Below are 24,716 nucleotides of genomic sequence, written 5' to 3'. Positions count from 1 at the left end.
AGCCACGCCGATGCCCGAGTACTCGATCGCCATCTCCCCGGAGGTCCCTCCGGGGATGGCGGAGGAGTTCGCGAAGCGCGTCTACTACGCCGCTTCCGAGATCCGCGGGTTCACCCTCGTGCCCGGCGAGCGCGGTGAGGTGGGCGGGATCGAGATCTCCACGGCCGACGAGGTCGATCCCGCGGAGATCGGGCGCAAGCTCAACCTCGTGGTGCGGCGCGACGTGCTGACCCAGAGCGGGGTCGAGGAGACCCCCGCCGTGTGGCAGTCGATGGCGATGCCGCGCGCGCCGCGAATCGGGTTCGCCGACCTGGAGCGGGCCGGGCTCGTGACCCGCATGGGCGACGGGGCGCACGGCGCGAGCGGGGCGCTCGCCGAACTGCTGCGCAGGATCGACGACCGGGTGCGCAGGCTGGCCGTGGAGGGCTTCGGCGCGGTCGAGAACACCTACCCGGCCCTGGTCCCCACCACCGTGCTGCACCGGGCGGGGTACTTCGACGCCTTCCCGCAGTTCCTGATGACCGTGGGCCGCTTCCACTCCGACGCCGACGTCTACGACGGGTTCGCGGCCGAGTTCGAGGCCGCGGGCAGCAAGGCGGAGTTCATGGACAGCCGCACCGGGCACATCGGGTACTGCCTGTCGCCCACGGTCTGCTACCACTCCTACCACCAGTACGCCGGACGGCGGGTGCCCGACGAGGGCACGATGCTGACGGCGTGGGGCAGGATCTTCCGGTTCGAGTCGAACTACCACCACACGCTCGAACGCCTGTGGGACTTCAGCATGCGGGAGATCGTCTTCTTCGGCAGCCGCAAGGCGGTGACCGACATGCGGCAGAGCCTGGTGACGGCGGTCTGCGCGCTGGTCGACGACCTGCGGCTCGCGGGCCACGTGGAGATCGCGAACGACCCGTTCTTCAGCAACGGGTCCGACGCCAAGCGGGCCATGGTGCAGCGCGCGCTGAGGATGAAGTACGAGCTGCACATGCCCGTGGTCGACGGCCGCACCGTCTCGGTCGGCTCGTTCAACCTGCACGGCTCGAAGTTCGGCGAGGCCTTCGACATCACCACGTCCGGCGGATCGCCCGCGTACTCCGGGTGCGTCGGCATCGGGATGGAGCGGATCGCCTACGCCTTCCTGTGCCGCCACGGGATCGACCCGTCCGACTGGCCCGAGATCTGAAGCCCCGACCCAAGTCCTGGAGGAGAACGACATGGCGCACCCACCGGCTCATCGATCGCCGACGTCCACGCGGACGGCGGGGCTCACGGGCAACAGCCTGACCGAGCTCTTCGTCATGGCCCGCAGGAGCGGCGCCGTCGACCTGGCGGTCGGCACCCCCGGCTTCCCCGCGACCTCCGAGGAGCTGATCGACGGTGCCACGCGGGCCATGCGCGCCGGGCGCAACCAGTACGAGCACCCGGCGGGCGACTTCGAGCTGAGGCGGCAGATCGCCGACATGCTCGGCGACGGCGCCGACCCCGAGCGGGAGATCACCGTCACCGCTGGTGCCACCGAGGCGCTCTACATCGCGCTAATGTCCACTTTGGATGCCGGTGACGAGGTCGTGCTGTTCTCGCCCGGCTACGAGCAGCTCGCCGCGTCCGCCGCGCTGGTCGGGGCGAAGCTGCGGTTCGTGCGGCTGCACGGTCCCGAGTGGCGCTACGACTCCGCGGAACTGGCCGCCGCGTTCACCCCGCGCACCAGGGCAGTCCTGCTGAACACCCCGGCCAACCCCACCGGCCGGGTGCTGAGCCGCGAGGAGATGGAGGAGATCGGCGCCCTCTGCGAGCGCTGGGACGCCACGGTGATCTGCGACGAGGTGTACCGGTCGTTCGTCTTCGACGGCAGGGAGCACGTCTCGGCCACCGGGATCCCCGCGTTCACCGGCCGCAACGTCGTCATCGGCTCGCTGTCCAAGAGCCACGCGGTGAGCGGGTGGCGGTTGGGCTTCCTGCGCAGCGACCCCGTGCGCACCGAGACGTTCCGGCGCGTGCACGAGCTGACCACCAACGGCACCGCCGCGCCCCTCCAAGCCGCCGCGGGCAGCGCCGCCCGGTCGGTCGACCTGGACGAGGTGCGCCGCGAGATGAGCCTGCGCCGCGACCTGGCACAGGAGGTGTTCTCCGGCATGGGCATGAAGTTCGCACCCGTGGAGGGCGGCATCTTCCTGTTCGCGGACATCAGCCCGCTGACCGGCGGCCGCGAGGACTGCAAGGCGTTCGCCCACGGTCTGCTGGAGCGCGCCGGGGTGCTGCTCGCTCCCGGAGCGCCGTTCTTCGGCGACCCGGCGGACGGGCGCGACCACGTGCGCATCGCGTTCAACCGCACGGCCGAGACGCTGCGCGAGGCCGAACGCCGCATCACCGCCTGACCACGGACTGGAAAGGAGCACGCGAGTGGCACACGAACACGGCGTCGACCACCTCGGGCCGCTCCCCGCGTTCATGACGCCGGGGGACGGCGTCGTCCCGTTCGTCACCCCCATGGGCGACAAGATGTGGCTGGTGCGCGACTACGCCCTCGGCCGCCTGGTGCTCGCGGACCAGCGGTTCAGCCGGGCGGAGGCGACGAAACCGCACGCGCCGCGGTTCAACGACTCCCAACCCGCGCCGGACGCCGTGATGAGCATGGACGGCGCGGACCACGCCCGGCTGCGCCGCGTCGTCAGCGGCGCGTTCAGCACCCGCCGGGTCGCGGCACTGGCGGCCTCCGTGGAGGGCCTCACCGACGAACGGCTGGACGCGCTGGCCGCGTCCGGGCCCGGCGCCGACCTCGTCGAGGGGCTCGCCACACCGCTGCCGCTGTCGGTCCTGTGCTCCATGCTCGGCATCCCGCCCGAGGACGGCGGCATCTTCCGCAACTGGGTCGAGGTGCTGTTCGACATCTCCGCCAGCACGCCGAGGGAGAAGTCCCGCCGCCGCCTCGAACTCGTCGACTACATGGGGGAGTTGATCGAGCGCAAGCGGCACAGCGCCGACGAGGACCTGCTCACCGGTCTGATCACGGCGCACGACGCGGGCACGCTGTCGCAGGGCGAACTGCTGACGCTCGGGCTCTCCCTGCTGATGGCCGGGTACGAGACCACCGTCGGCCAGATCGGCCTGTCGGTCCTCGCGCTGCTGTCGGACCCCGTCGTCCACGCGGACCTCCGCGCCCGCCCGGAAATCCTGGACCCGGTGGTCGACGAACTCCTGCGGCTGACGCCGTCCACCCCGCTGAGCTTCCCGCGCGTGGCGCTGGAACCGGTCCGGCTCGGCGCGGTCACCGTGCAGACCGGCGAGGCCGTGGTCGTCTCGCTGCTGCACGGCAACCGCGACACCACGACCTGGGAGCGGCCGGAAGGCCTTCACCCGCGGGGGCACGACACGCCCCACCTGACGTTCGGGCACGGCGTGCACCGCTGCGTCGGCGCGCCGCTGGCCCGGCTCCAGTTGCGGATCGTCCTGGAACGCCTGCTGCGGCGCTTCCCCGACCTCCGCGTCGCCGACGGACCGGACTCGGTGGTGTGGAAGGAAGGTCTGTCGATCCGCGGCCTGGCCCGCCTGCGGGTCGACTGGTAAACGCCGGAGTTCCCGCACCGCACCTACGGAAGTCCAGTGAGGAGTCACGTGTCCGCCGAGAACACCCACCGCGTCCCGGAGCCCGAACTGGAGGCCGTCGCCGTCATCGGCTACGCGTGCCGCTTCCCCGGCGCGGACGGACCCGACGCCTACTGGCGACTGCTGGACGAGGGGCGCGACGCCATCGGCGACGCCCCGGACGGGCGATGGGACGGTGTTCCCGGACCCCGGCGCGGCGGCTTCCTCGACGCCGTCGGCGACTTCGACGCGCCGTTCTTCCACGTCTCACCCCGAGAGGCCGCGGCGATGGACCCCCAGCAGCGGCTCGTGCTCGAACTGGTCTGGGAGGCGATCGAGGACGCGGGCATCGTCGCCTCCGCGCTGCGGTCCACCAGCACCTCCGTGTTCGTCGGCGCGCTGCGCGACGACTACGCGGCCCTGGTCCACCAGCAGGGCGACCAGGCCGTCACCCAGCACACGATGACCGGGGTGAACCGCGCGATCATCGCCAACCGGGTCTCCTACCACCTGGGGGTGCACGGACCGAGCCTGTCCGTCGACACCGCGCAGTCCTCCTCGCTCACCGCGGTCCACCTGGCCTGCGCGAGCCTGCGCGGGGGCGAGTCGCCCCTCGCCGTCGCCGCGGGCGTGAACCTGAACCTGCTGCCGGGCAACGTGCTGGCGGAGCTGCGCTTCGGGGCGCTGTCGCCGGACGGCACGACGTACGCGTTCGACGGTCGTGCCAACGGCTTCGTGCCCGGCGAGGGCGGCGGGGTCGTCGTCCTCAAGCTGTTGAGCCGGGCGCTGGCCGACGGCGACCGCGTGCACGGCGTGATCCTCGGCAGCGCGCTCAACAACGACGGCGCCACCGACGGGCTCACCGTGCCGAGCGCCCCCGCCCAGGAGGCGATGCTGCGGGAGGCTTATGGGAAGTCGGGCATCTCCTTCGACGCGGTGCAGTACGTCGAGCTGCACGGCACCGGCACGCCCGTCGGCGACCCGATCGAGGCCGCCGCGCTCGGCGCCGTGCTCGGTGCGGGCCGCGCCGCTACCGAGCGGTTGCGCGTCGGCTCGGTCAAGACCAACATCGGCCACCTGGAGAGCGCCGCGGGCATCGCCGGGCTGATCAAGGTGCTGCTGGGCATCCGCCACCGCAGGCTCCCGGCCAGCCTCAACTTCGAGGCACCGGCCCCGCGCACCTGCCTGGTGCGGCTGGGCTTGGAGGTCCAGCGCGAGCTGACCTCCTGGCCGCGCGAGGACCGTCCGCTGGTGGCCGGGGTCAGCTCGTTCGGGATGGGCGGCACCAACTGCCACGTCGTGGTGTCGGAGCCCCCGCCGACCGCAACGGGTGCGCCCGCCGCCTCCCGTGACCGGGCTGCGCTGTCGTGGCCGGTGTCCGGGCACACCGAGGCCGCGCTGCGGGCCCAGGCCGCGCGGTTGCGGGAGTTCGCCCTCGACCACCCGGAGCACTCGGAGGTCTCCGTCGCCACCGCGCTGGTGTCCCGCCGCGAGACGTTCGACCACCGCGCGGTCGTCACCGCCGCGGACCGCGACGGCCTGCTGCGCGGACTCGCCGCGCTGGCCGCGGGAACACCGTCGGCCGCGGTCGTGTCGGGCGCCGTGGCGCCGGGGCGGCTCGGCTTCCTGTTCACCGGGCAGGGCGCGCAGCGCGTCGGGATGGGCCGTGGGCTCCACGACGCGTTCCCCGTCTACGCCAGGGCTTTCGACGAGGTCGCCGCGCAGCTCGACCCGGTGCTGGACCGGCCGCTCGCGGACGTGGTCGCGGAAGGTGGAGCGGACCTCGACCGCACCGGCTACACCCAGCCCGCCCTGTTCGCGGTCGAGGTGGCCCTGTTCCGGCTGCTCGAGTCGTGGGGCCTGCGCCCGGACTTCCTCGCCGGGCACTCGATCGGCGAGATCAGCGCCGCCCACGTCGCGGGGGTGCTGTCGCTGCCCGACGCCGCCCGGCTCGTGGCGGTCCGCTCCCGGCTCATGCAGGCCCTGCCGGAGGGCGGTGCCATGGTGGCGGTGCGGGCCACCGAGGCCGAGGTGCGCGACCTGGTGGACGCCGAGGAGGGGCTGGCCGTCGCCGCCGTCAACGGCCCCGAAGCCGTGGTGATCTCCGGGGACACCGACGCCGCCGAACGCGTCGCCGCCGTGCTCGCCGAGCGCGGGCACAAGACCAAGCGGCTCGACGTGAGCCACGCCTTCCACTCCCCGCACGTGGACGCCGTGCTCGACGAGTTCCGGACGGCCGTCTCCTCGCTCACCTTCGCGCCCCCGCGCATCCCCGTCGTGTCCACGGTCACCGGCGAGGTCGCCACCGCCGCGGAGTTCACCTCACCCGACTACTGGGTCGAGCAGGTCCGGCGGCCCGTGCGCTTCCTGGACGCCGTCCGCACGCTGGCGGCCGAGGGTGTCACCACCCTGCTGGAACTGGGGCCGGACGGGGTCCTCTCGGCCGCCGCGGCCACCTGCGTGCCCGAAGCCGTCGTGGCCGTCCCGCTGCTGCGTGCCGACCGCCCCGACGTGGCCACGGCCCTCGCGGCGGTGGCGCGCGCCCACGTCCGGGGCCACGCGGTCGAGTGGACCTCGGTGCTCGGGGACGATCCGGCCGCGGCGCGCGTCGACCTGCCCACCTACGCCTTCCAGCGCAGGCACCACTGGTTCGACATCAGCGCCCGCCCGGCGACGACCCCGGCGGCCACCGCCGAACCGCGTCGGCCCGTGGACGACTCCCTCGACGTCGAAGACCTGGTGCACGCCCACATCGCCGCGGTGCTCGGCACCGGGCCGGGGGAGCGCGCGTCCGTGCACACCCCGTTCACCGATCTGGGCTTCACCTCGCTGATGGGGACCGAGCTGCGCACCGCGCTGGCGAACGCCACCGGTCTGCCGCTGCCCAGCGGACTCCTCTACGCCCAGCCGACACCGGCGGCGCTCACGGCGTTCCTCCAGTCCGAAGTGGAGGGTGCGGGCCCCGTCGACGCGACCGCCCGTGAACGGGTTCGCGGCGACGAGCCGATCGCGATCGTGGGCATGGCGTGCCGCTTCCCCGGTGGGGTGTCCTCGCCGGAGGAGCTGTGGAAGCTGGTGGCCGACGGCGTGGACGCCGTGGGGGAGTTCCCGGCCGACCGGGGCTGGGACGTCGACCTGCACGACCCGGAGCCCGGCCTGCCGGGCCGCAGCACCGTGCGGCACGGTGGGTTCCTGCACGACGCGGGCGAGTTCGACGCGGCGTTCTTCGGCATCTCGCCGCGCGAGGCCGAGGCGATGGACCCGCAGCAGCGGCTGCTCCTGGAGACCGCGTGGGAGGCCGTCGAACGGGCGGGCATCGACCCCAAGTCGTTGAAGGGGAGCAATTCCGGTGTCTTCGTCGGCGCCACGGCCCTGGAGTACGGGCCGAGGATGACCGAGGCGTCGGAGAGCACCCACGGGCACGTCCTGACCGGCACCACCACCAGCGTCGCCTCCGGGCGCGTCGCCTACCAGCTCGGCCTGACCGGGCCCGCGATGACCGTCGACACGGCGTGCTCGTCGTCGCTGGTGGCGCTGCACCTGGCCGTTCGCTCCCTGAGGTCCGGTGAATGCGATCTCGCGCTCGCCGGGGGCGCCGCGGTGATGTCCACGCCGGGCATGTTCGTCGAGTTCTCGCGACAGCGGGGACTGGCGGCGGACGGCCGGTGCCGGTCGTTCGGCGCCGGGGCGGACGGCACCGGGTGGTCCGAAGGAGTCGGGCTGGTCCTGGTCGAACGGCTGTCGGACGCCCGACGGGCGGGCCACCACGTCCTGGCCGTGGTGCGGGGGAGCGCGGTGAACCAGGACGGCGCGTCCAACGGGCTCACCGCGCCGCACGGACCGTCGCAGGAAGCGGTCATCCGGTCCGCGTTGGCGGACGCGGGACTGGCACCGTCCGATGTGGACGCGGTGGAGGCGCACGGCACCGGGACCGTGCTCGGGGACCCCGTCGAGGCCGAGGCGCTGGCCGCGGTCTACGGGAAGGGCCGGACCGGTGACCGCCGGTTGTTCCTCGGGTCGCTGAAGTCGAACATCGGCCACGCCCAGGCCGCCGCCGGGATCGGTGGTGTGATCAAGATGGTCGGCGCGGTGCGGACGGGCGTGCTGCCGAGGTCGCTGCACGCCGACCCGCCGACGCCGCACGTGGACTGGGCGGGCAACGGCCTGGTCCTGCTGTCGGAGCAGCACGATTGGCCCGAGCTGGGGAGGCCGCGGCGGGCGGGGATCTCCTCGTTCGGGATCAGCGGCACCAACGCGCACCTCATCCTCGAACAGGCCCCCGACACCGACCCGACCGTGACCGAGCCCGCGACCGGTAGCGCCCCCGGCGTCGCGGGCCCGTGGGTGCTGAGCGCCCGCGGCGAGGACGCGTTGCGGGCCCAGGCCTCCCGGCTGCGCGCCCACCTCGACACGACCGGCGCGGATCCCGCGGATGTCGGACTCGCACTCGCCACCACGCGCTCGGTCTTCGAGCACCGCGCCGCGATCCTCGGGGACCTCCGAGCCGGGCTGGACGCGCTCGCGACCGGCGCCGACGTGTCGACCCTGCACCGCGGTTCGGCGGCCGCCGCAGGTCGCACGGCCTTCCTGTTCACCGGCCAGGGCGCCCAGCGCGGGGGCATGGGCCGTGGGCTGCACGCCGCCCACCCGGTCTTCGCCGCGGCCCTCGACGAGGTCTGCGCCGCCTTCGACGGCTTGCTCGACAAGCCGTTGCGCGACGTCATGTTCGCCGCTGACGACAGCGCGCTGCACCTCACCTCCTACACCCAACCCGCCCTGTTCGCCCTGGAGACGGCCCTCTTCCGACTGCTCGACCACCACGGCACCGTCCCCGACCTGCTGGCCGGGCACTCGATCGGCGAGATCGGCGCGGCCCACGCGGCCGGTGTGCTCTCCCTGCCCGACGCCGCGCGGCTCGTGGCGGCCCGCGGCCGGTTGATGCAGGCCGCGCCGAAGGGCGGCGCGATGATCGCGATCGAGGCCGACCCGGACGAGGTGCGGGACTCGCTCACGGGCGGGGTGTCGATCGCGGCCGTCAACGGTCCCCGCGCGGTGGTCGTGTCGGGCGACGAGGACGAGGCCGAGCGCGTCGCCGAGCGGTGGCGCGAGGCGGGTCGCCGCGTGCGCCGCCTCACCGTGAGCCACGCCTTCCACTCCCCGCACATGGACGGTGTCCTGGCGGACTTCCGGGCGGTCGCGGCGGATCTCGACTTCCACCCCCCGCGCATCCCGGTCGTCTCGACCGTCACCGGCGAGCGGGCCACCACCGAGCAGCTCACCTCGCCGGACTACTGGACGCGGCAGATCCGCGACACCGTCCTGTTCGCCGACGCGGTTCGCCGACTCGCCGCGCTGGGCGCCACGGTGTTCGTCGAGGTCGGCCCCGACGCCGTCCTGACGCCGTTGGCCGCGAACACCCTGGGGGACACCGCGACGGTGGCCCCGCTGCTGCGGTCGGGCCACGACGAGGCCGAGACCTTCGGCGCCGGTCTCGCCAAGGCGTTCGTGAACGGCGCGCCGCTGCGCGCGGGCTCGTTCTTCCCCCGCGCCACCCCGGTTCCGCTGCCCACGTACGCCTTCCAGCGGCAGCACTTCTGGTCGACGCCGGTCGCGCGCACCGACGCGCGCGCCCTGGGCCTCCTGTCGACCGACCACCCCTTCCTCACCGGTGAACTGGAGGGGATCGACCAGGCCGACACCGTGTTCACCGGACGCGTCAGCCCGACCACCCACGGGTGGCTGGCCGACCACACCATCGCCGGGCGCGTCCTGCTGCCCGCCACGGCCTTCCTCGAACTGGTCGTGTCGGCCGGTGATCGGCTCGGCGTCCCCCACGTGGACGAGCTGATCCTGGAGGCGCCGCTGGAACTGCTGGCGGACACCGCACTCCGGCTCCACGTGGCCGCCCCGGACCCCGACGGCCACCGCGCCTTCACCATCCACGCTCGCTCCGGGACGGGGACGTGGACCCGGCACGCCACCGGTGTCCTCGCGCCTGCCACCGTGCCGACCGTCGACCTCGCGTGGCCCGACGACGCGACGGCCGTGTCGATCGACGACGTGTACGAGCGCCTGGCGGACCTCGGCTACCACTACGGACCCGCTTTCCAGGGCCTGGAGGCCGTCTGGCGGTCCGGGACGTCGACCTACGCCGAGATCGCGCTGCCGGCGAGCACCGGGAAGTTCCGCGTGCACCCGGCCCTGCTGGACGCGGCCCTGCACGCCGTCGTGCTCGGCGACGCGCTCCTGCTGCCGTTCAGCTGGCACGGTGTCACCCTGAACCCTAGCAGCGCCAACAAGTTGCGGGTCCGAAGCACGCCGAACGAGGACGGCACCACCACGCTGGTGCTGGCCGAACCCGACGGCACCGTCGTCGCCGCGGTCACCGCCTTGACGCTGCGCCCGGCACCCACCACGACCTCTTTGTCCACTGTGGACTGGCCGGTGATCCCCGTCCCGGTCGCCGACCTCCCGCAGGACGTCGTCCACGTCGACACGGTCGCGGGCACTCTGCGCGTGGTCCAGGACTGGTTGGCGGGCGACCACGCCGAGGGGGCCAGGCTGCTCCTGGTCACCCGGAACGCCGTCGCCGTGCTCCCCACCGACGAGGTGGACCTCGACGCCGCCGGGATCTGGGGTTTCGTCCGCTCCGTGCAGTCCGAGCACCCCGACCGGGTGCTGCTCGTCGACCTCGACGACACCACCGCCCAACCGCCGGCGGTGCCGCAGGAGCCGCAGGCGGCCGTTCGCGCGGGAGCACTCCACGTCCCCCGCCTGGTCCGGAGCCACCGGCCGGGGACGCCCGTGCGGTTCGACCCGGCGGGCACGGTGCTGATCACCGGCGGGATCGGTGGCCTCGGAGCCCTCGTCGCCCGTCACCTGGTGGCCGAGCACGGTGTCCGACGCCTCCTGCTCGTCAGCCGCCGCGGACCGGACGCGCCGGGCGCGGACGTCCTCGCCGCCGTCCTGACCGCGGCGGGTGCGAGCGTCACCATCACCGCCGCCGACGTCGCGGACCGCACGGCGATGGCCGCACTTGTCGCCGAACACCCGGTGACGGCCGTGGTGCACGCCGCGGGCGTCCTGGCCGACGCGACCGTCGAGACACTGACCGAGGCGGGCCTGGCCGAGGTCATGCGGCCGAAGGCCGATGCCGCGCGAGTGCTCCACGAGGTGACCGAGGGCCTGGACCTGACGGCGTTCGTCCTGTTCTCCTCCCTCTCGGGCATCACCGGCACGGCGGGCCAGGCCAACTACGCCGCCGCCAACACGGTCCTCGACGCCCTGGCCCACCACCGCGCGTCCCGCGGCCTCGTGGGAACCTCGCTGGCCTGGGGGCTGTGGGACGCGGGCATGGGGTCCGGGCTGACCGCGACCGACCTGGCCCGCTGGGAGCGCGCCGGGGTCCGGCCGCTGACCCCCGCCCGTGGCCTCGCCCTGTTCGACGCCGCCCTCGCCGCGGGCGGGACGCTCGTGGTGCCCGCCGCGCCGGAACCCGTTCGCCCGGCCGTTCGCGCCCGGTCCACGGCGGGCTGGGCGGGCCGGATCACCGCGCTGCCCGACGCCGCACGAGCGGACGCCGTCCTCGATCTGGTCCGCGCCGAAGCCGCGTCGGTGCTCGGCCACCCCAGCCCCGTGGCGGCCCGGAGCACGTTCGCCTCCCTCGGCTTCGACTCCCTGGCGGGCATGGACCTGCGCGCCCGCCTGGGCACGGCCACCGGCCTGCGGCTGCCCGCCGCGGTGACCTTCGACCACCCCACGCCCGCCCGGCTCGCCGAGCACCTGCTGTCCCTGGTGACGGCGGAGAAGCCGAAACCCCGACCCGCGGCGCGGGTCCGCGCCGACGAGCCGGTGGCGATCGTGGGGATGGCGTGCCGCTTCCCCGGCGGCGTGACCTCGCCGGAGGACCTGTGGCGCCTGGTGGCCGACGGCGTGGACGCCGTGGGCGGGTTCCCGACCAACCGCGGCTGGGACCTCGACGGGCTCTACGACCCGGACCCCGAGCGCACCGGCACGTCCTACACACGCGACGGCGGCTTCCTGCACGACGCAGACCTGTTCGACCGCGAGTTCTTCGGCTTGTCCCCGCGCGAGGCGACCGCGACCGACCCGCAGCAGCGGCTGCTGCTGGAAACCGCGTGGGAGGCGTTCGAGAGCGCGGGCATCGACCCGGAGTCGCTGCACGGCGGCAACACCGGTGTCTTCACCGGCGCCATGTACGACGACTACGCCTCCCGACTCGCGGTCGCCCCCGAGGAGTTCGAGGGCTTCCTGCTCGCGGGCAACCTGTCCAGTGTCCTGTCAGGACGGTTGTCCTACACCTTCGGCCTGCAAGGCCCCGCGATGACGGTCGACACGGCGTGCTCGTCGTCGTTGGTGGCGCTGCACCTGGCCGTCCGCTCCCTGCGGTCGGGTGAGTGCGACCTCGCGCTCGCCGGCGGTGTCACCGTCATGAGCAGCCCCAACACCTTCGTCGAGTTCTCGCGGCAGCGCGGACTGTCGGCGGACGGCCGGTGCCGGTCCTTCGGAGCCGGGGCGGACGGCACCGGGTGGTCCGAGGGTGTGGGGCTGCTGCTGGTGGAACGGCTGTCGGACGCCCGGCGGCGCGGGCACAGGGTGCTCGCCGTGGTGCGGGGGAGCGCGGTGAACCAGGACGGCGCGTCCAACGGGCTGACAGCGCCGCACGGCCCGTCCCAGGAGGCCGTGATCCGCTCCGCGTTGACGGACGCGGGACTGGTACCGTCCGATGTGGACGCGGTGGAGGCGCACGGCACCGGGACCGTGCTCGGGGACCCCGTCGAGGCCGAGGCGCTGGCCGCGGTCTACGGCAGGGGACGGACGGCGGAGCGCCCGCTGTTCCTGGGGTCGTTGAAGTCGAACATCGGCCACGCCCAGGCCGCGGCGGGCGTCGGCGGCGTGATCAAGATGGTGGGGGCGCTGTCGGCCGGGGTGCTGCCGCGCTCGCTGCACTCGGACGAGCTGTCACCGCACGTCGACTGGGCCGCCAGCGGACTGGAAGTGCTGTCCGGGCAACGGGAGTGGCCCGCGGTGACACGGCCGAGGCGCGCGGGCGTGTCGGCGTTCGGGATCAGCGGCACCAACGCCCACGTCGTCCTCGAACAGGCCCCCGACCCCGAACCGGCGGCCCTCCCGCACGACGGCGTCGTCCCGTGGATCGTGACCGGCAAGAACGAGGAAGCCGTGCGCGCGCAGGCCACCCGCCTCGCCCGGTACGTCGAGGAGCACCCCGACCTGCCGGTGGCGGACGTCGGGTACTCGTTGGCCACCGGACGCGCGCTGCTCGCCCGCGGTGCCGCGGCGGTCGGCGCGGACCGCGACTCCTTGCTGCGCGGTCTCACCGCCATCGCCCGCGGCGACACGACCGTGCCGGACACCGGTGCACGGGGGAAGACCGCCTTCCTGTTCACCGGACAGGGCAGCCAGGGACCGGGCATGGGCAGCGGTCTGCACGCGACGCACCCCGCGTTCGCGGCGGCCCTCGACGAGGTGTGCCGCCACCTGGACCCGTTGCTGCCCCGACCGCTCAAGGAAGTCCTGTTCGCCGAGGCGGACTCGCCGGAGGCGAAGCTCCTGGACGACACGGTGTTCACCCAGGCCGCGCTGTTCGCCGTCGAGGTGTCGCTGTTCCGGCTGTTCGAGCACTACGGGATCACCCCGGACTACCTGCTGGGCCACTCCATCGGCGAGATCGCGGCGGTGTGCGCGGCGGGCGTGCTCGACCTGCCCGACGCGTGCCGCCTGGTCGCCGAGCGCGGCAGGCTCATGCAGGCCGCCCGCGGCGGTGGCGCGATGATCGCGATCGAGGCCGACGAGGAGGCCGTGCGCGGCACGCTCGCCCCCCACGGCGGCCGGGTCGACATCGCCGCCGTCAACGGCCCGCGGGCCGTCGTGATCTCCGGCGACGCCGACGCGGCGGACGAGGTCGCGGCCGCGTGGCGGGAGAAGGGTGCCCGCACCGCGCGCCTGGCGGTGTCGCACGCGTTCCACTCCCCGCACATGGACGAGGTGCTCGACGACTTCCGCGCCGTCGTGCGCACCCTGACCTTCCACCCGCCGCGGATCCCCGTCGTCTCCAACGTGACCGGTGACCTCTCGGGCGGGATCACCTCCCCCGAGTACTGGGTGCGCCACGTCCGCGAGGCCGTGCGCTTCGCCGACGGCGTCCGCTGCCTGGAGCGGGAGGGTGTCGCGGACTTCGTCGAACTCGGCCCCGACGCCGTCCTGACCACGCTGGCGCGCGACGTCCTGGCGGAGCCGGTCGGGGAGTTGATCCCGACGCTGCGCCGCGGCAGGCACGAGGGGGAGGCCGTCGCACGGGCCGTCGCCCAGCTGCGGTTGCGCGGCGCCACCCCCGACTGGCGCGCAGTCTTCCCCGGCGCGCGCGTGGTCGACCTGCCCACCTACCCGTTCCAGCGCGAGCGGTACTGGCTGTCGGCCCCGGAGGGCGCCGTCGACGCGACCGGACTCGGCCTGACCGCCACCGGACACCCGGTGCTCGGCGCCGTGCTGAGCGCGGCCGACCGCGACACCCACGTGTTCACGGGACTGCTGTCGGTGCGGACGCACCCGTGGCTCGCCGACCACGTGGTGGCGGGCGTGACGCTCGTCCCGGCGACCGCCGTCGTGGAGATGGCGGTGAGCGCGGGCCGGGTCGTCGGTGTGCCGCGGATCGCCGAACTGACCCTGTCCGCGCCGCTGGTCCTGACATCCGGGGCCCTGCGGCTCCAGTTCACCGTCGGCGAGGCGGACGAAGGGGGACACCGCGACTTCACGCTGCACGCCCGTCCCGACGACGGGCCGTGGACCACGCACGCCGAGGGCTCGTTGACCGCCTCCGCCGACAGCGGCGCGAGCCCGATCCCGTGGCCACCCACCGCGGACGAGGTGTCCCTGGAGGACTTCCACGACGCGTTCCCCGGCTACGGCCCGGCCTTCCGCGGGCTGCGCCGGGTGTGGCGCGGTGAGGGTGAGCTGTTCGCCGAGGTCGCCCTGCCCGAGCCGCAGCGACCGGAGGCCCGCCGCTACGCGCTGCACCCGGCCCTGCTCGACGCCGCGCTGCACCCGCTGCTGCTCGACGCGGACGCACCCCTGGTGCCCTTCACCTGGCGCGGCGTGAGCCTGAGCCCTTCGGGCGCGTCGGTGCTCCGCGTCCGGCTCCGGGACACCGGGGAGATCACGATCGCCGACGGCGCCGGAACGCCCGTCGCCTCGGTGGACTCCCTGCTGCTGCGCCCGTTCGAGCGCGGAGCCGTGCGGCCCGGCGGGCTGTACCGGGTCGAGTGGAACCCCGTCGACGCGGGGACCTCCACGTCCGGGACCTCGGTCCTGGACGCCCGCTCCACCGGGTCGGACGTCCCCGAGGCGGCTCGCGAGGTGCTGGGACGGACGCTGCGCGCCGTGCGGACCTGGCTGGCCGATGGGCAGAACGCGGACTCGACGCTCGTCGTCGCCACCCGCGGCGCGGTCGCGACGGGCGCCGAGGACGTCACCGACCTGGCCGCCGCCGCCGTCTGGGGCCTGGTGCGCACCGCGCAGACCGAGCACCCCGGCCGGATCGTGCTGGCCGACCTCGACTCCGACGCACTGCTGTTGGCGCCGGGCGAACCGCAGATCGCCGTGCGCGACGGCCGGGTGCTCGTGCCCCGGCTCGTCGCGGCGACACCCGCGGGGCAAGCGCCCCGGTGGGACCGCGGCACCGTCCTGATCACCGGCGCGACCGGAGCGCTCGGCACGCGCCTCGCCCGCCACCTGGTGAGCGAGCACGGGGCGCGCAGGCTGCTGCTGGTGTCCCGGCGCGGCGTCGGGGAAGCCCAAGACCTGGACGCGGACGTCACCTTCGCCGCGTGCGACGTGAGCGACCGGGACGCGCTCGCGGCCGTGCTGGCGGCCATCCCCGACGAGCACCCCCTCACCGCGGTCGTGCACGTGGCGGGGGTGACCGACGACGTGGTCTTCGAGGACCTGACCGAACAGCGGCTGGACGGGGTCCTCGCGGCGAAGCTGGACGCCGCGTGGCACCTGCACGAGCTGACGAAGGACCTGGACCTGTCCGCGTTCGTCCTCTACTCCTCGGTCGCCGGACTCCTGGGCACCGCCGGTCAGGCGTCCTACGCGGCGGCCAACAGCTTCCTCGACGCCCTCGCCGGGCACCGCGCGGCACTGGGCCTGCCCGCGCACTCCCTGGCCTGGGGCCTGTGGGAGGAGGCCAGCGCGTTGAGCGGACACCTGACCGAGGCCGACCGGCGACGGCTGGCCAGGACCGGCCTGCGACCGCTGGCCACGGCCGACGCGCTCGACCTGTTCGACGCGGCCGTGGCCGGGGACGACGCGGTGCTGGCCGTGACCCGGTTGGACACCAGGGGACTGCGCGACCCCGTACCGCCGCTGCTGGCCGGGTTCGCCCCGCGCGCCGCGACACCCGCCCCCCGGCCCGGAGTGGACCTCGCCGGACTGCCCGAGTCCGAAGCGGACCGGGTCCTGACCGACCTGGTGCGCGGCCACGTGGCCACCGTCCTCGGCCACGGCGACCCGGCCGCGGTGTCCGTCGGCAAACCCTTCCGGGAACTGGGCCTGGACTCCCTCACCTCCGTGGAACTGCGCAACCTGCTGAACCGGAGCACCGGGTTGCGGCTGTCCGCGAGCCTGGTCTTCGACCACCCGACACCCGCGGCCCTGGTCCGCCACCTGCGCGATCTCGTCGCGCCCCCGGCGGACGAACCGGTCACGGCACGGCTGGGCAAGCTCACCGACGCGGTGCGGCGGGCGGCCGAGGACCCCGTGGTCTTCGAACGCGTCACCGCGGAACTCCGCGCCCTCCTCGACGCCGCCGAGGACGCGGCGGGCAGGCGGGACGGCCCGGAGGACCCCGAGACCCTGGACTCCGCCAGCGACGAGGAGCTGTTCGCGTTGATCAACGACTTCTCCTGAACAGCCCACCCCATCGGACCGGACGAGCGCACCACGCCGGAGAGCTGAGATTCACGTGGCGAACGAAGAGGAACTGCGGACCTACCTGAAGAAGGCCGTCGCCGACGCGCAGGACTACCGCAGGCGGCTCCGCGAGGCCGAGGAGAAGGACCGCGAACCGATCGCGATCATCGGCATGGCCTGCCGCTACCCCGGCGGCGTCGCGTCGCCGGAAGACCTGTGGCGGCTCGTCGCCGACGGGGTGGACGCGGTCGGCCCGTTCCCGGACAACCGCGGCTGGGACCTGTCGGCGCTCTACGACCCGGACCCGGACACCACCGGGACGTCCTACGCGCGGGAAGGCGGCTTCCTGCACGACGCCGCCTCCTTCGACGCCGACCTGTTCGGCGTCTCCCCGCGCGAGGCGCACGCGATCGACCCCCAGCAGCGGCTGCTCCTCGAGGTCGCCTGGGAGACCTTCGAACGCGCGGGCCTGGACCCGACATCGGTGCGCGGCAGCCGGACCGGCGTGTTCGTGGGCGCCATGTACGACGACTACGCGTCCCGGCTGGTCCCCGCGCCCCGCGAGTACGAGGGGTACCTGAGCACGGGCAGCGCGGGCAGCGTCGCGTCCGGGCGGATCTCCTACACCTTCGACCTCACCGGCCCCGCCGTCACCGTCGACACGGCGTGCTCGTCGTCGTTGGTGGCCCTGCACCTGGCCGCCCAGGCCCTGCGCCGGGGCGAGTGCGCCCTCGCCCTCGCCGGTGGCGTGACGGTCATGGCGACCCCCACGTCGTTCATCGAGTTCAGCAGGCAGCGGGGGCTGGCCGCCGACGGCCGCTGCAAGGCCTTCTCCGAGTCCGCCGACGGCACCGGCTGGGCGGAGGGCGCCGGGCTCCTGCTCGTGGAACGGCTCTCCGACGCGCTGCGCAACGGCCACGAGGTGCTGGCGGTCGTCCGCGGCTCGGCGGTCAACCAGGACGGCGCCAGCAACGGTCTCACCGCGCCCAACGCCGCCGCCCAGGAGCAGCTCATCGAGCGGGCGCTCGCCGACGCCGGGGTGTCGGCGGCGCAGGTCGACGTCGTCGAGGCGCACGGCACGGGCACCAGGCTCGGCGACCCCATCGAGGCGCAGGCGCTGCTCGCCACCTACGGGCGGGCGCACACGCCGGAGCACCCGCTGCGGCTCGGCTCGCTGAAGTCCAACATCGGCCACGCCCAGGCGGCCGCGGGTGTCGGCGGCGTCATCAAGATGGTCGAGGCGCTGCGTCGCGGCGTCCTGCCCGCGACCCTGCACGTCGAACGGCCGACGCCCTACGTGGACTGGTCCGACCAGCGGATCGCCCTGCTGACCGAACCGATGGCGTGGCCCGACAACGAGCACCCGCGGCGGGCGGCGGTGTCCTCGTTCGGCATCAGCGGCACCAACGCCCACGTCGTGCTCGAAGCAGCGTCCACTGTGGACCTTCCGGCGGAGGTGGTGCGGACTCCGCTGTCACCACTGCCCTTCCTGGTCTCCGCGAGCAGCGCACCCGCGCTGCGCGCCCAGGCGGACGCCCTGCTGACCCACCTGGCGGCCACGCCCACCGCCGACCTGTCGTCGCTGGGCTTCTCCCTCGCCACCACCCGCGGCGCGCTGAAGCACCGCGCGGTCCTGCTGGCCGCCGACCGCCCGGAGTTGGAAGCGGTCCTGCACGCGCTCGCCGCCGACGGCACCGGGCCGCACCTGGTCCAGGCCGTGGCGGGGGAGGGGCGGACCGCGTTCCTCTTCGCCGGGCAGGGGGCCCAGCGCCCCGGCATGGGACAGGAGCTGCACCGGGCGTTCCCGGCGTACGCGTCGGCCTTCGACGCCGTGTGCGACGCGCTGACCCCGCACCTCGACCGCCCGCTGCGCGACGTGGTGTTCGCCGCCGAGGGCTCCGCCGAAGCCGCGCTGCTCGGGCGGACCGACTGGACGCAGCCCGCCCTCTTCGCCTGCGAGGTCGCCCTGTTCCGGCTGCTGGAGTCCTGGGGAGTGCGGCCAGACGCGGTGCTCGGGCACTCCGTCGGCGCGTTGGCGGCCGCCCACGTCGCCGACGTGCTGACGCTCGACGACGCCGCCGCGCTCGTGGCGGCCAGGGGCCGGGTCATGGCCCGCCTGCCCGACGGCGGCGCGATGGTGGCGCTGCGCGCGACCGAGGTGCAGGCCGCCGCCCTCACGGCGGGCCACGAGGACGCGCTGTCCGTGGCCGCCGTCAACGGGCCGGAGTCGACCGTCCTGTCCGGTGACCGCGCCGTGCTCACCGCCGTCGTCGACGCGTTCCGGGCGGCGGGCGGCAAGGCGACGTGGCTGCGCGTCGGCCACGCCTTCCACTCCCCGCTGGTGGACCCGGTGCTCGCGGAACTGCGCGACGCGGCCGCCCGCACCACCCCCGGCGAACCGCGGATCACCCTGGTGTCCGACCTGACCGGGAAACCCGTCGAGCCGGGCCTGCTCGCCGACCCGGACTACTGGGCGCGCCACGCCCGCGGCACCACCCGGTTCCAGGACGGCGTGCTCAGCCTGGTCGACCTGGGCTGCACCCGCTTCCAGGAACTCGGCCCCGACGGCGGCCTGACCGCGCTGGCCGCCGAGTGCCTGGTCGACGCGCCCGCGACGACCGCGCCGGTCCCGTCGCTGCGGCCGGGCAGGCCCGAGACCGGGACGCTGTTGACCGCCGTCGCCCGGTTGCACGTCAGCGGCCAGGCGGTCGACTGGGCGGCGGTCTTCGGCGACCGGGGCCGTCGCGTCCCGCTGCCGACCTACGCCTTCCAGCGCGAGCGCTACTGGCTGTCCGCACCCGCGCCCACCGGCACCACCGACCTGCGCGCCGCAGGGCTCACCCCGTCCGAGCACCCGCTGCTCGGCGCGCTCGTCGAACTCCCCGGATCGGACGGGCTCCTGCTCAGCGGCAGGCTCTCGTTGGCCGACCACCCGTGGCTGGCCGACCACCGGGTCGCGGGGGCGGTGCTGGTGCCGGGAACCGCCCTGCTGTCGATGGCCGACTGGGCCGCGGTGAAGGCGGGCTGCGACGTCGTCGAGGAACTCGTGCTGGAGACCCCGTTCGAGGTGCCCGAGGACGCGGAGTTCCAGCTGCGGGTGTTCGTCGCGGCCCCCGACGCCACCGGTCTGAGGGCCGTCACCGTGCACGCCCGCCGCGAGGACGGCGAACCGGGCCCGTGGACCAGGCACGCCAGCGGCACGCTCGCCCACGCGCCCGCCGAACCACCGGCCGACCTGCGCGTCTGGCCACCGGCGGACGCGGAACCCGTGCCCGTGACACCCGACCGCCTCTACGCCGACCTGTCCGCGAAGGGCCTCGACTACGGACCGGCCTTCCGCGACGTCCGCGCCCTGTGGAGGCGCGGCCGCGAGGTGTTCGCCGAGGTCGCGCTGTCCGACGGCAGGCTCCGCCCGGCCGACTACCCGCTGCACCCGGCGCTGCTCGACGCCGCTCTGCACCCCCTCGCCCTCGGCGGCCTCGGGGACGCGGGCGCGGCGGGCGGCACCCTGCTGCCCTACACCTGGTCCGGTGCGCGAACACTCGGGCAGGCGGGCTCCCGCCTGCGCGTCCGCCTCGCCCCGGCGGGTCCGCGCTCGGTCTCGATCGACGCGGCGGACGCGGACGGGAACCCGGTGGTCTCGATCCGCTCCCTCGCGCTGCTGCCGATGCCCGAGGACCGCCCGGCCGACGGCCTGCTGGTCCCGTCCTGGACGGCACTGCCCCTGCCCGCCGAGCCGGTCGCGCCCGGCCGGTGGGCGGTCCTCGGCGAGGACGCCCTGCCCGGCACGACCGCGGAGGTCCACCACGACCTGGCGGGCCTGCTCGACGCCGGGGCGCCGGATTGGATCCTCCTGCCCTGCCCCGCCGACGGTTCCGTGCGCGAGGTGCTGCACCACGTCCTGCCCGTCGCGCGGGCCCTCGTCGCCGACGACCGGCTGGCGGGCACGCGGCTGGCGGTGCTCACCCGCGGGGCCGTCGCCGTGGACGGTGAGCAGCCCGCGGCCGGGCTCGCCCAGCGCGCCGCCTGGGGCTTCGTGCGCGCGCTCCAGTCCGAGCACCCCGACCGGTTCGTCCTCGTCGACGTGGACGGCGACCCGGGGTCCCACCGCGGCCTGGCGGCGGCTCTCGCGACCGGGGAGCCGCAGTCCGCCCTGCGCTCGGGAGCCGCCTTCCGGCCCACCCTCACCGAGGCGGAGCCCGACGGGGTGCTGGCACCGCCGCCGGGGCGACGGCACTGGCGCCTCGACTTCGTCGGCAGGCGGACGTTCGACGACCTCGCGCTGGCTCCGTGGCCGGAGGCCGGCGCACCGCTCGCACCCGGCCAGGTCCGGGTGCGGCTGCGGGCCGCCGGGCTCAACTTCCGCGACGTCCTGCTCGCGCTCGGCGTGATCCCCCCGTCCGTCGACCCGGACGCCACCAGCACCGGCCAGGGCGGCGAGGGGGCGGGCGTCGTCCTGGAAACGGGTCCCGGCGTCACCGGGCTGCGCCCCGGCGACCGGGTCATGGGCCTGTTCGCGGGCATCGGCCCGGTCTCGCTCGCCGACCACCGGCTGCTCGTCCGCGTCCCGACCGGCTGGACCTTCGAACAGGCCGCCGCCGTCCCGGTGGCGTACCTGACGGCCTACCTCGGCCTGGTCACCATCGCCGGCCTGCGCGCGGGCCAGTCCGTCCTGGTGCACGCGGGCACCGGCGGTGTCGGCACGGCCGCCGTACGGCTGGCCCACCACCTGGGCGCCGAGGTCTTCGCCACGGCGAGCCCGGCGAAGTGGGACGCGCTGCGCGCCGCGGGACTGCCCGACGACCACATCGCCTCGTCCCGCTCGCTCGACTTCGAGCAGCGCTTCCTGACGACCACCGGCGGACGGGGCGTCGACGTGGTGCTCAACTGCCTGGCGGGCGAGTCCATCGACGCCTCCCTTCGCCTGCTGCCGCGCGGCGGCCACTTCCTGGAGATGGGCAAGACCGAGCGCCGCGATCCCGCCGCGGTCACGGGTGCGGCCTACCGCGCCTACGACGTGCGCGAGTTCGGCCCCGACCGGACGCAGGAGGTCCTCGTGACCCTGCTCGGCCTGTTCGAGCAGGGCGTCCTCGACCCGCCCCCGGTGTCCACCTGGGACATCAGGCGGGCGCCGCGGGCGTTCCGCCACCTCGGAGAAGCCCGGCACATCGGCAAGGTCGTGCTCACCCTCCCGGCGCAGGACGAGGCGTGGGACACCACCCGCGCCGTGCTGGTCACCGGTGGCCACGGCCAACTCGGCCGTCTCGTGGCCCGGCACCTGGTCGTCGGGCACGGGGTGCGGCAGGTCGTGCTGATGGGACGGAGCCTGCCCGCTCCGGGGGGCGCGGCGGCGCAGGCGGCCGAGGACCTCGGCGAACTCGGCGCGGACGTCCGCAGCGTCGCGTGCGACGCCGCCGACCGCGAGTCCCTCGACGCGACCCTCGCCGACCTGGCCCGCGACGGCGTCCGCCTGGGCGGCGTGGTGCACGCGGCGGGCGTGCTCGACGACGGCCTGCTCGCGTCCACCACCCCCGAGAAGCTGGAGCGCGTGCTGCGGCCCAAGGTGGACGCGGCGCTCAACCTGCACGCCGCCACCCGCGACCTCGGCCTCGGCGCGTTCGTCCTCTTCTCGTCGCTGGCCGGGACCCTGGGCTCCGCCGGGCAGGCGGGCTACGCCGCGGGCAACGCGTTCCTCGACGCCCTCGTCGAGGTGCGGCGTTCGGCGGGGCAGCCGGGGATCTCGGTCGTCTGGGGCCTGTGGCAGGGCTCCGACGGCATGGGGTCGGATCTGGCGGCCACCGACATCGCCCGCATGGCCCGCCTGGGCGTGGCCCCGCTGTCCGACAAGCGCGGCCTGGCCCTGTTCGACGCCGCGATCCGCCGCAACGCGCCGACGGCCGTCGCCGCCGAATGGGCGTTCGACGATCTCGGGGACGCCGTTCCCCACCTGCTGCGCGACGTCGCCCGGCGGGCCGACCCGGTCGCGGCGGAGGCAGTGCCGACCACGACCCTGCTGGACACCGTGCGGCACGAGACGGCGGTCGTCCTCGGCCACACGTCCGGTCAGGCCGTCGACCCGCGCGAGCTGTTCGACCGGATGGGCCTGGACTCGCTCGCCGCGGTGGAACTGCGCAACCGGATCGCCACCGCGACCGGGATCCGCCTGCCCGCCACGTTCATCTACGACTGGCCGACCCCGGCGCACCTGGCGGACCGCCTGGCCGAGCCCGCACCCGAGGAGGGCACGTCATGACCCTGGCCGAGAACACCCCGCTGCGCGCGCCGCACCCCCGGCCGGACGCCGTCCTGCGGCTTGCCTGCTTCCCGCACGCGGGAGCCGCCGCCGACGCGTTCGCGCCGCTGGCCCGCGCGCTGCCCGACGACGTGGAGGTCCTGACCTTCCAGTACCCCGGCCGCCGCGAACGCCGGTCCGAACCCTGCGCCGCCGACATCACCGACCTCGCGCAGGAGGCCGCGCGCTTCCTCGCCCCGTTCACCGACCGGCCGCTTTCCCTGCTGGGGCACAGCATGGGAGCCCTCGTCGCCTTCGAGACCACGCGGCTGCTCGAACAGCGGGGTGCCGTCGCCCGGCTGTTCGTCTCGGCCGCGCGGCCGCCGAGCGAGGACTGGGGGGAGCAGGACCTCGACACCCTGTCCGACACCGACCTCGTCGCGGAGTTGCGGCGGTTGGGCGGTGTGCCGGAAGCGCTGCTGCGCGAGGAGGACGTGGTCGAGGAGATCCTCCGGCTGCTGCGCGCCGACCACCGGGCGTTGCGCCGCTACGAATGCCCGCCCGACGGCGTGGTGAAGGCGCCCATCACCGTGCTGCTCGCCGACGCGGACCCCAAGAACACCCTCGCGCAGACCCGCGGCTGGGCCCGGCACACCACCCGCGGGTGCGACACCGAGGTGCTCTCCGGCGGCCACTTCGCCCTCACCGGCCGCGACCCCGCCGTGGCCGGACTGCTCTCCGACCGCTTGCGGGACAGGAAGAGCACGCCCGCCGACCTGGTGCGCGAGATCTACCTCGGCGGCGCGCCCGCGCTCACCACCGACCTGACCGCGCTGGAGGAGCGGGCCCGCGCCGTCATGACGCCCACCGCGATCGGCTACGTCCTCGGCGACGCAGGCACGGGGGAGACGGGCAGGCTGAACCGGCGGGCGTACGCGCGGTGGCAGCTGGTGCCGCGGATGCTGCGCGGCGCCGCCCGGCGCGACCTGTCGGTGACCCTGCTCGGACAGCGCCTGCCGTCACCCGTGCTGCTGGCGCCCATCGCGGCCCAGACCGTCGTGCACCCGGACGGCGAGCTGGCCACCGTCAGGGCGGCCGCGGCGGTCGGTGTCCCGTTCGTCCTGTCCACGGGCTCCTCGCACAGCCTGGAGGACGTGGCCGCCGTCGCCGGTCCGGGGCCGAGGTGGTTCCAGCTGTACTGGCCGTCGGACCGGGCCGTGGCCGCCTCCCTGGTGCGGCGCGCCGAGGCGAGCGGCTACTCGGCCATCGTCCTCACCGTCGACGCCCCCGCGTTCGGCTACCGGCCCACCGACCTCGACCAGGGCTACCTGCCGTTCCTGCGGGGCCACGGGATCGCCAACTTCACCTCCGACCCGGCGTTCCGGGCGGGGATGCCCGCCGACGGCGGCGTGCTCCAGCACTGGGCCCGCGTCTTCGCCAACCCCACCCTGGACTGGGATGACCTGCCCTGGCTGCGCACCGCCACCTCGCTGCCCATCCTCCTCAAGGGCGTGCTGCACCCCGCGGACGCCCGCCGGGCGCTCGACCTCGGCGCGGTGGACGGCGTGGTCGTCTCCAACCACGGAGGCCGCCAACTCGACGGCACGGTCGCGGCACTGGACGTGCTGCCCGCCATCCGCGCCGCCGTGGCCCCCGACGTGCCCGTCCTCGTCGACTCCGGCATCCGCACCGGGAGCGACGTCCTCAAAGCCCTCGCGCTGGGCGCGAACGCCATCCTGTACGGCAGGCCCTATCTGCACGGCCTCACCCTGGACGGCGAGGCCGGAGTCGCCCACGTCCTGCGCTGCCTGCTCGCCGACCTCGACCTGGCCATGGCCCTGACGGGCTGCCCGAGCACCGCCGACATCACCCGCGACCTGCTCCTGCCGCGCTCCGAGGGGACATGAGCGAAGGCCGGGTACGCCCCAACAGGTGGTTCTGGGACGGGCAA

Annotated in this window: 5 protein-coding genes and 1 pseudogene; all 6 read left to right on the top strand. The window is 74.7% G+C overall.

From position 1 onward, the window contains the following. The first annotated feature begins 10 nt into the window (after window positions 1-10). Window positions 11-1,183 (top strand): class-II aminoacyl-tRNA synthetase family protein, encoded by a 1,173-nt coding sequence (locus RM788_RS04515; protein ID WP_315930239.1) that lies wholly within the window; start codon window positions 11-13, stop codon window positions 1,181-1,183. A 31-nt stretch (window positions 1,184-1,214) separates the two neighbouring features. Continuing rightward, window positions 1,215-2,375, top strand: coding sequence for a pyridoxal phosphate-dependent aminotransferase (locus RM788_RS04510; RefSeq protein WP_315930238.1), 1,161 nt, complete (start codon window positions 1,215-1,217; stop codon window positions 2,373-2,375). 25 nt (window positions 2,376-2,400) lie between these two features. Further along, window positions 2,401-3,564 (top strand): cytochrome P450, encoded by a 1,164-nt coding sequence (locus RM788_RS04505; protein ID WP_315930237.1) that lies wholly within the window; start codon window positions 2,401-2,403, stop codon window positions 3,562-3,564. A 48-nt stretch (window positions 3,565-3,612) separates the two neighbouring features. After that, on the top strand, window positions 3,613-16,530 hold the full coding sequence (locus tag RM788_RS04500; protein WP_315930236.1) for an SDR family NAD(P)-dependent oxidoreductase: 12,918 nt from the start codon (window positions 3,613-3,615) through the stop codon (window positions 16,528-16,530). A 154-nt stretch (window positions 16,531-16,684) separates the two neighbouring features. Further along, a pseudogene (locus tag RM788_RS04495) lies at window positions 16,685-22,786 on the top strand (type I polyketide synthase); the annotation flags it as partial. Further along, a complete protein-coding gene (locus RM788_RS04490; protein ID WP_315930234.1) occupies window positions 22,783-24,672 on the top strand; it encodes an alpha-hydroxy-acid oxidizing protein in 1,890 nt (629 codons plus the stop codon). The pseudogene RM788_RS04495 and the gene RM788_RS04490, both read left to right, overlap by 4 nt. Window positions 24,673-24,716: the final 44 nt, after the last annotated feature.

Source organism: Umezawaea sp. Da 62-37 (assembly GCF_032460545.1).
Taxonomy (GTDB): Bacteria; Actinomycetota; Actinomycetes; order Mycobacteriales; family Pseudonocardiaceae; genus Umezawaea.
This window is presented reverse-complemented; position numbering and strand designations above follow the sequence as displayed.

Coding starts and splice junctions, on each gene's coding strand:
- RM788_RS04490 (WP_315930234.1), top strand. CDS start 22,783: ATGACCCTGGCCGAGAACACCCCGCTGCGCGCGCCGCACCCCCGGCCG.
- RM788_RS04515 (WP_315930239.1), top strand. CDS start 11: ATGCCCGAGTACTCGATCGCCATCTCCCCGGAGGTCCCTCCGGGGATG.
- RM788_RS04510 (WP_315930238.1), top strand. CDS start 1,215: ATGGCGCACCCACCGGCTCATCGATCGCCGACGTCCACGCGGACGGCG.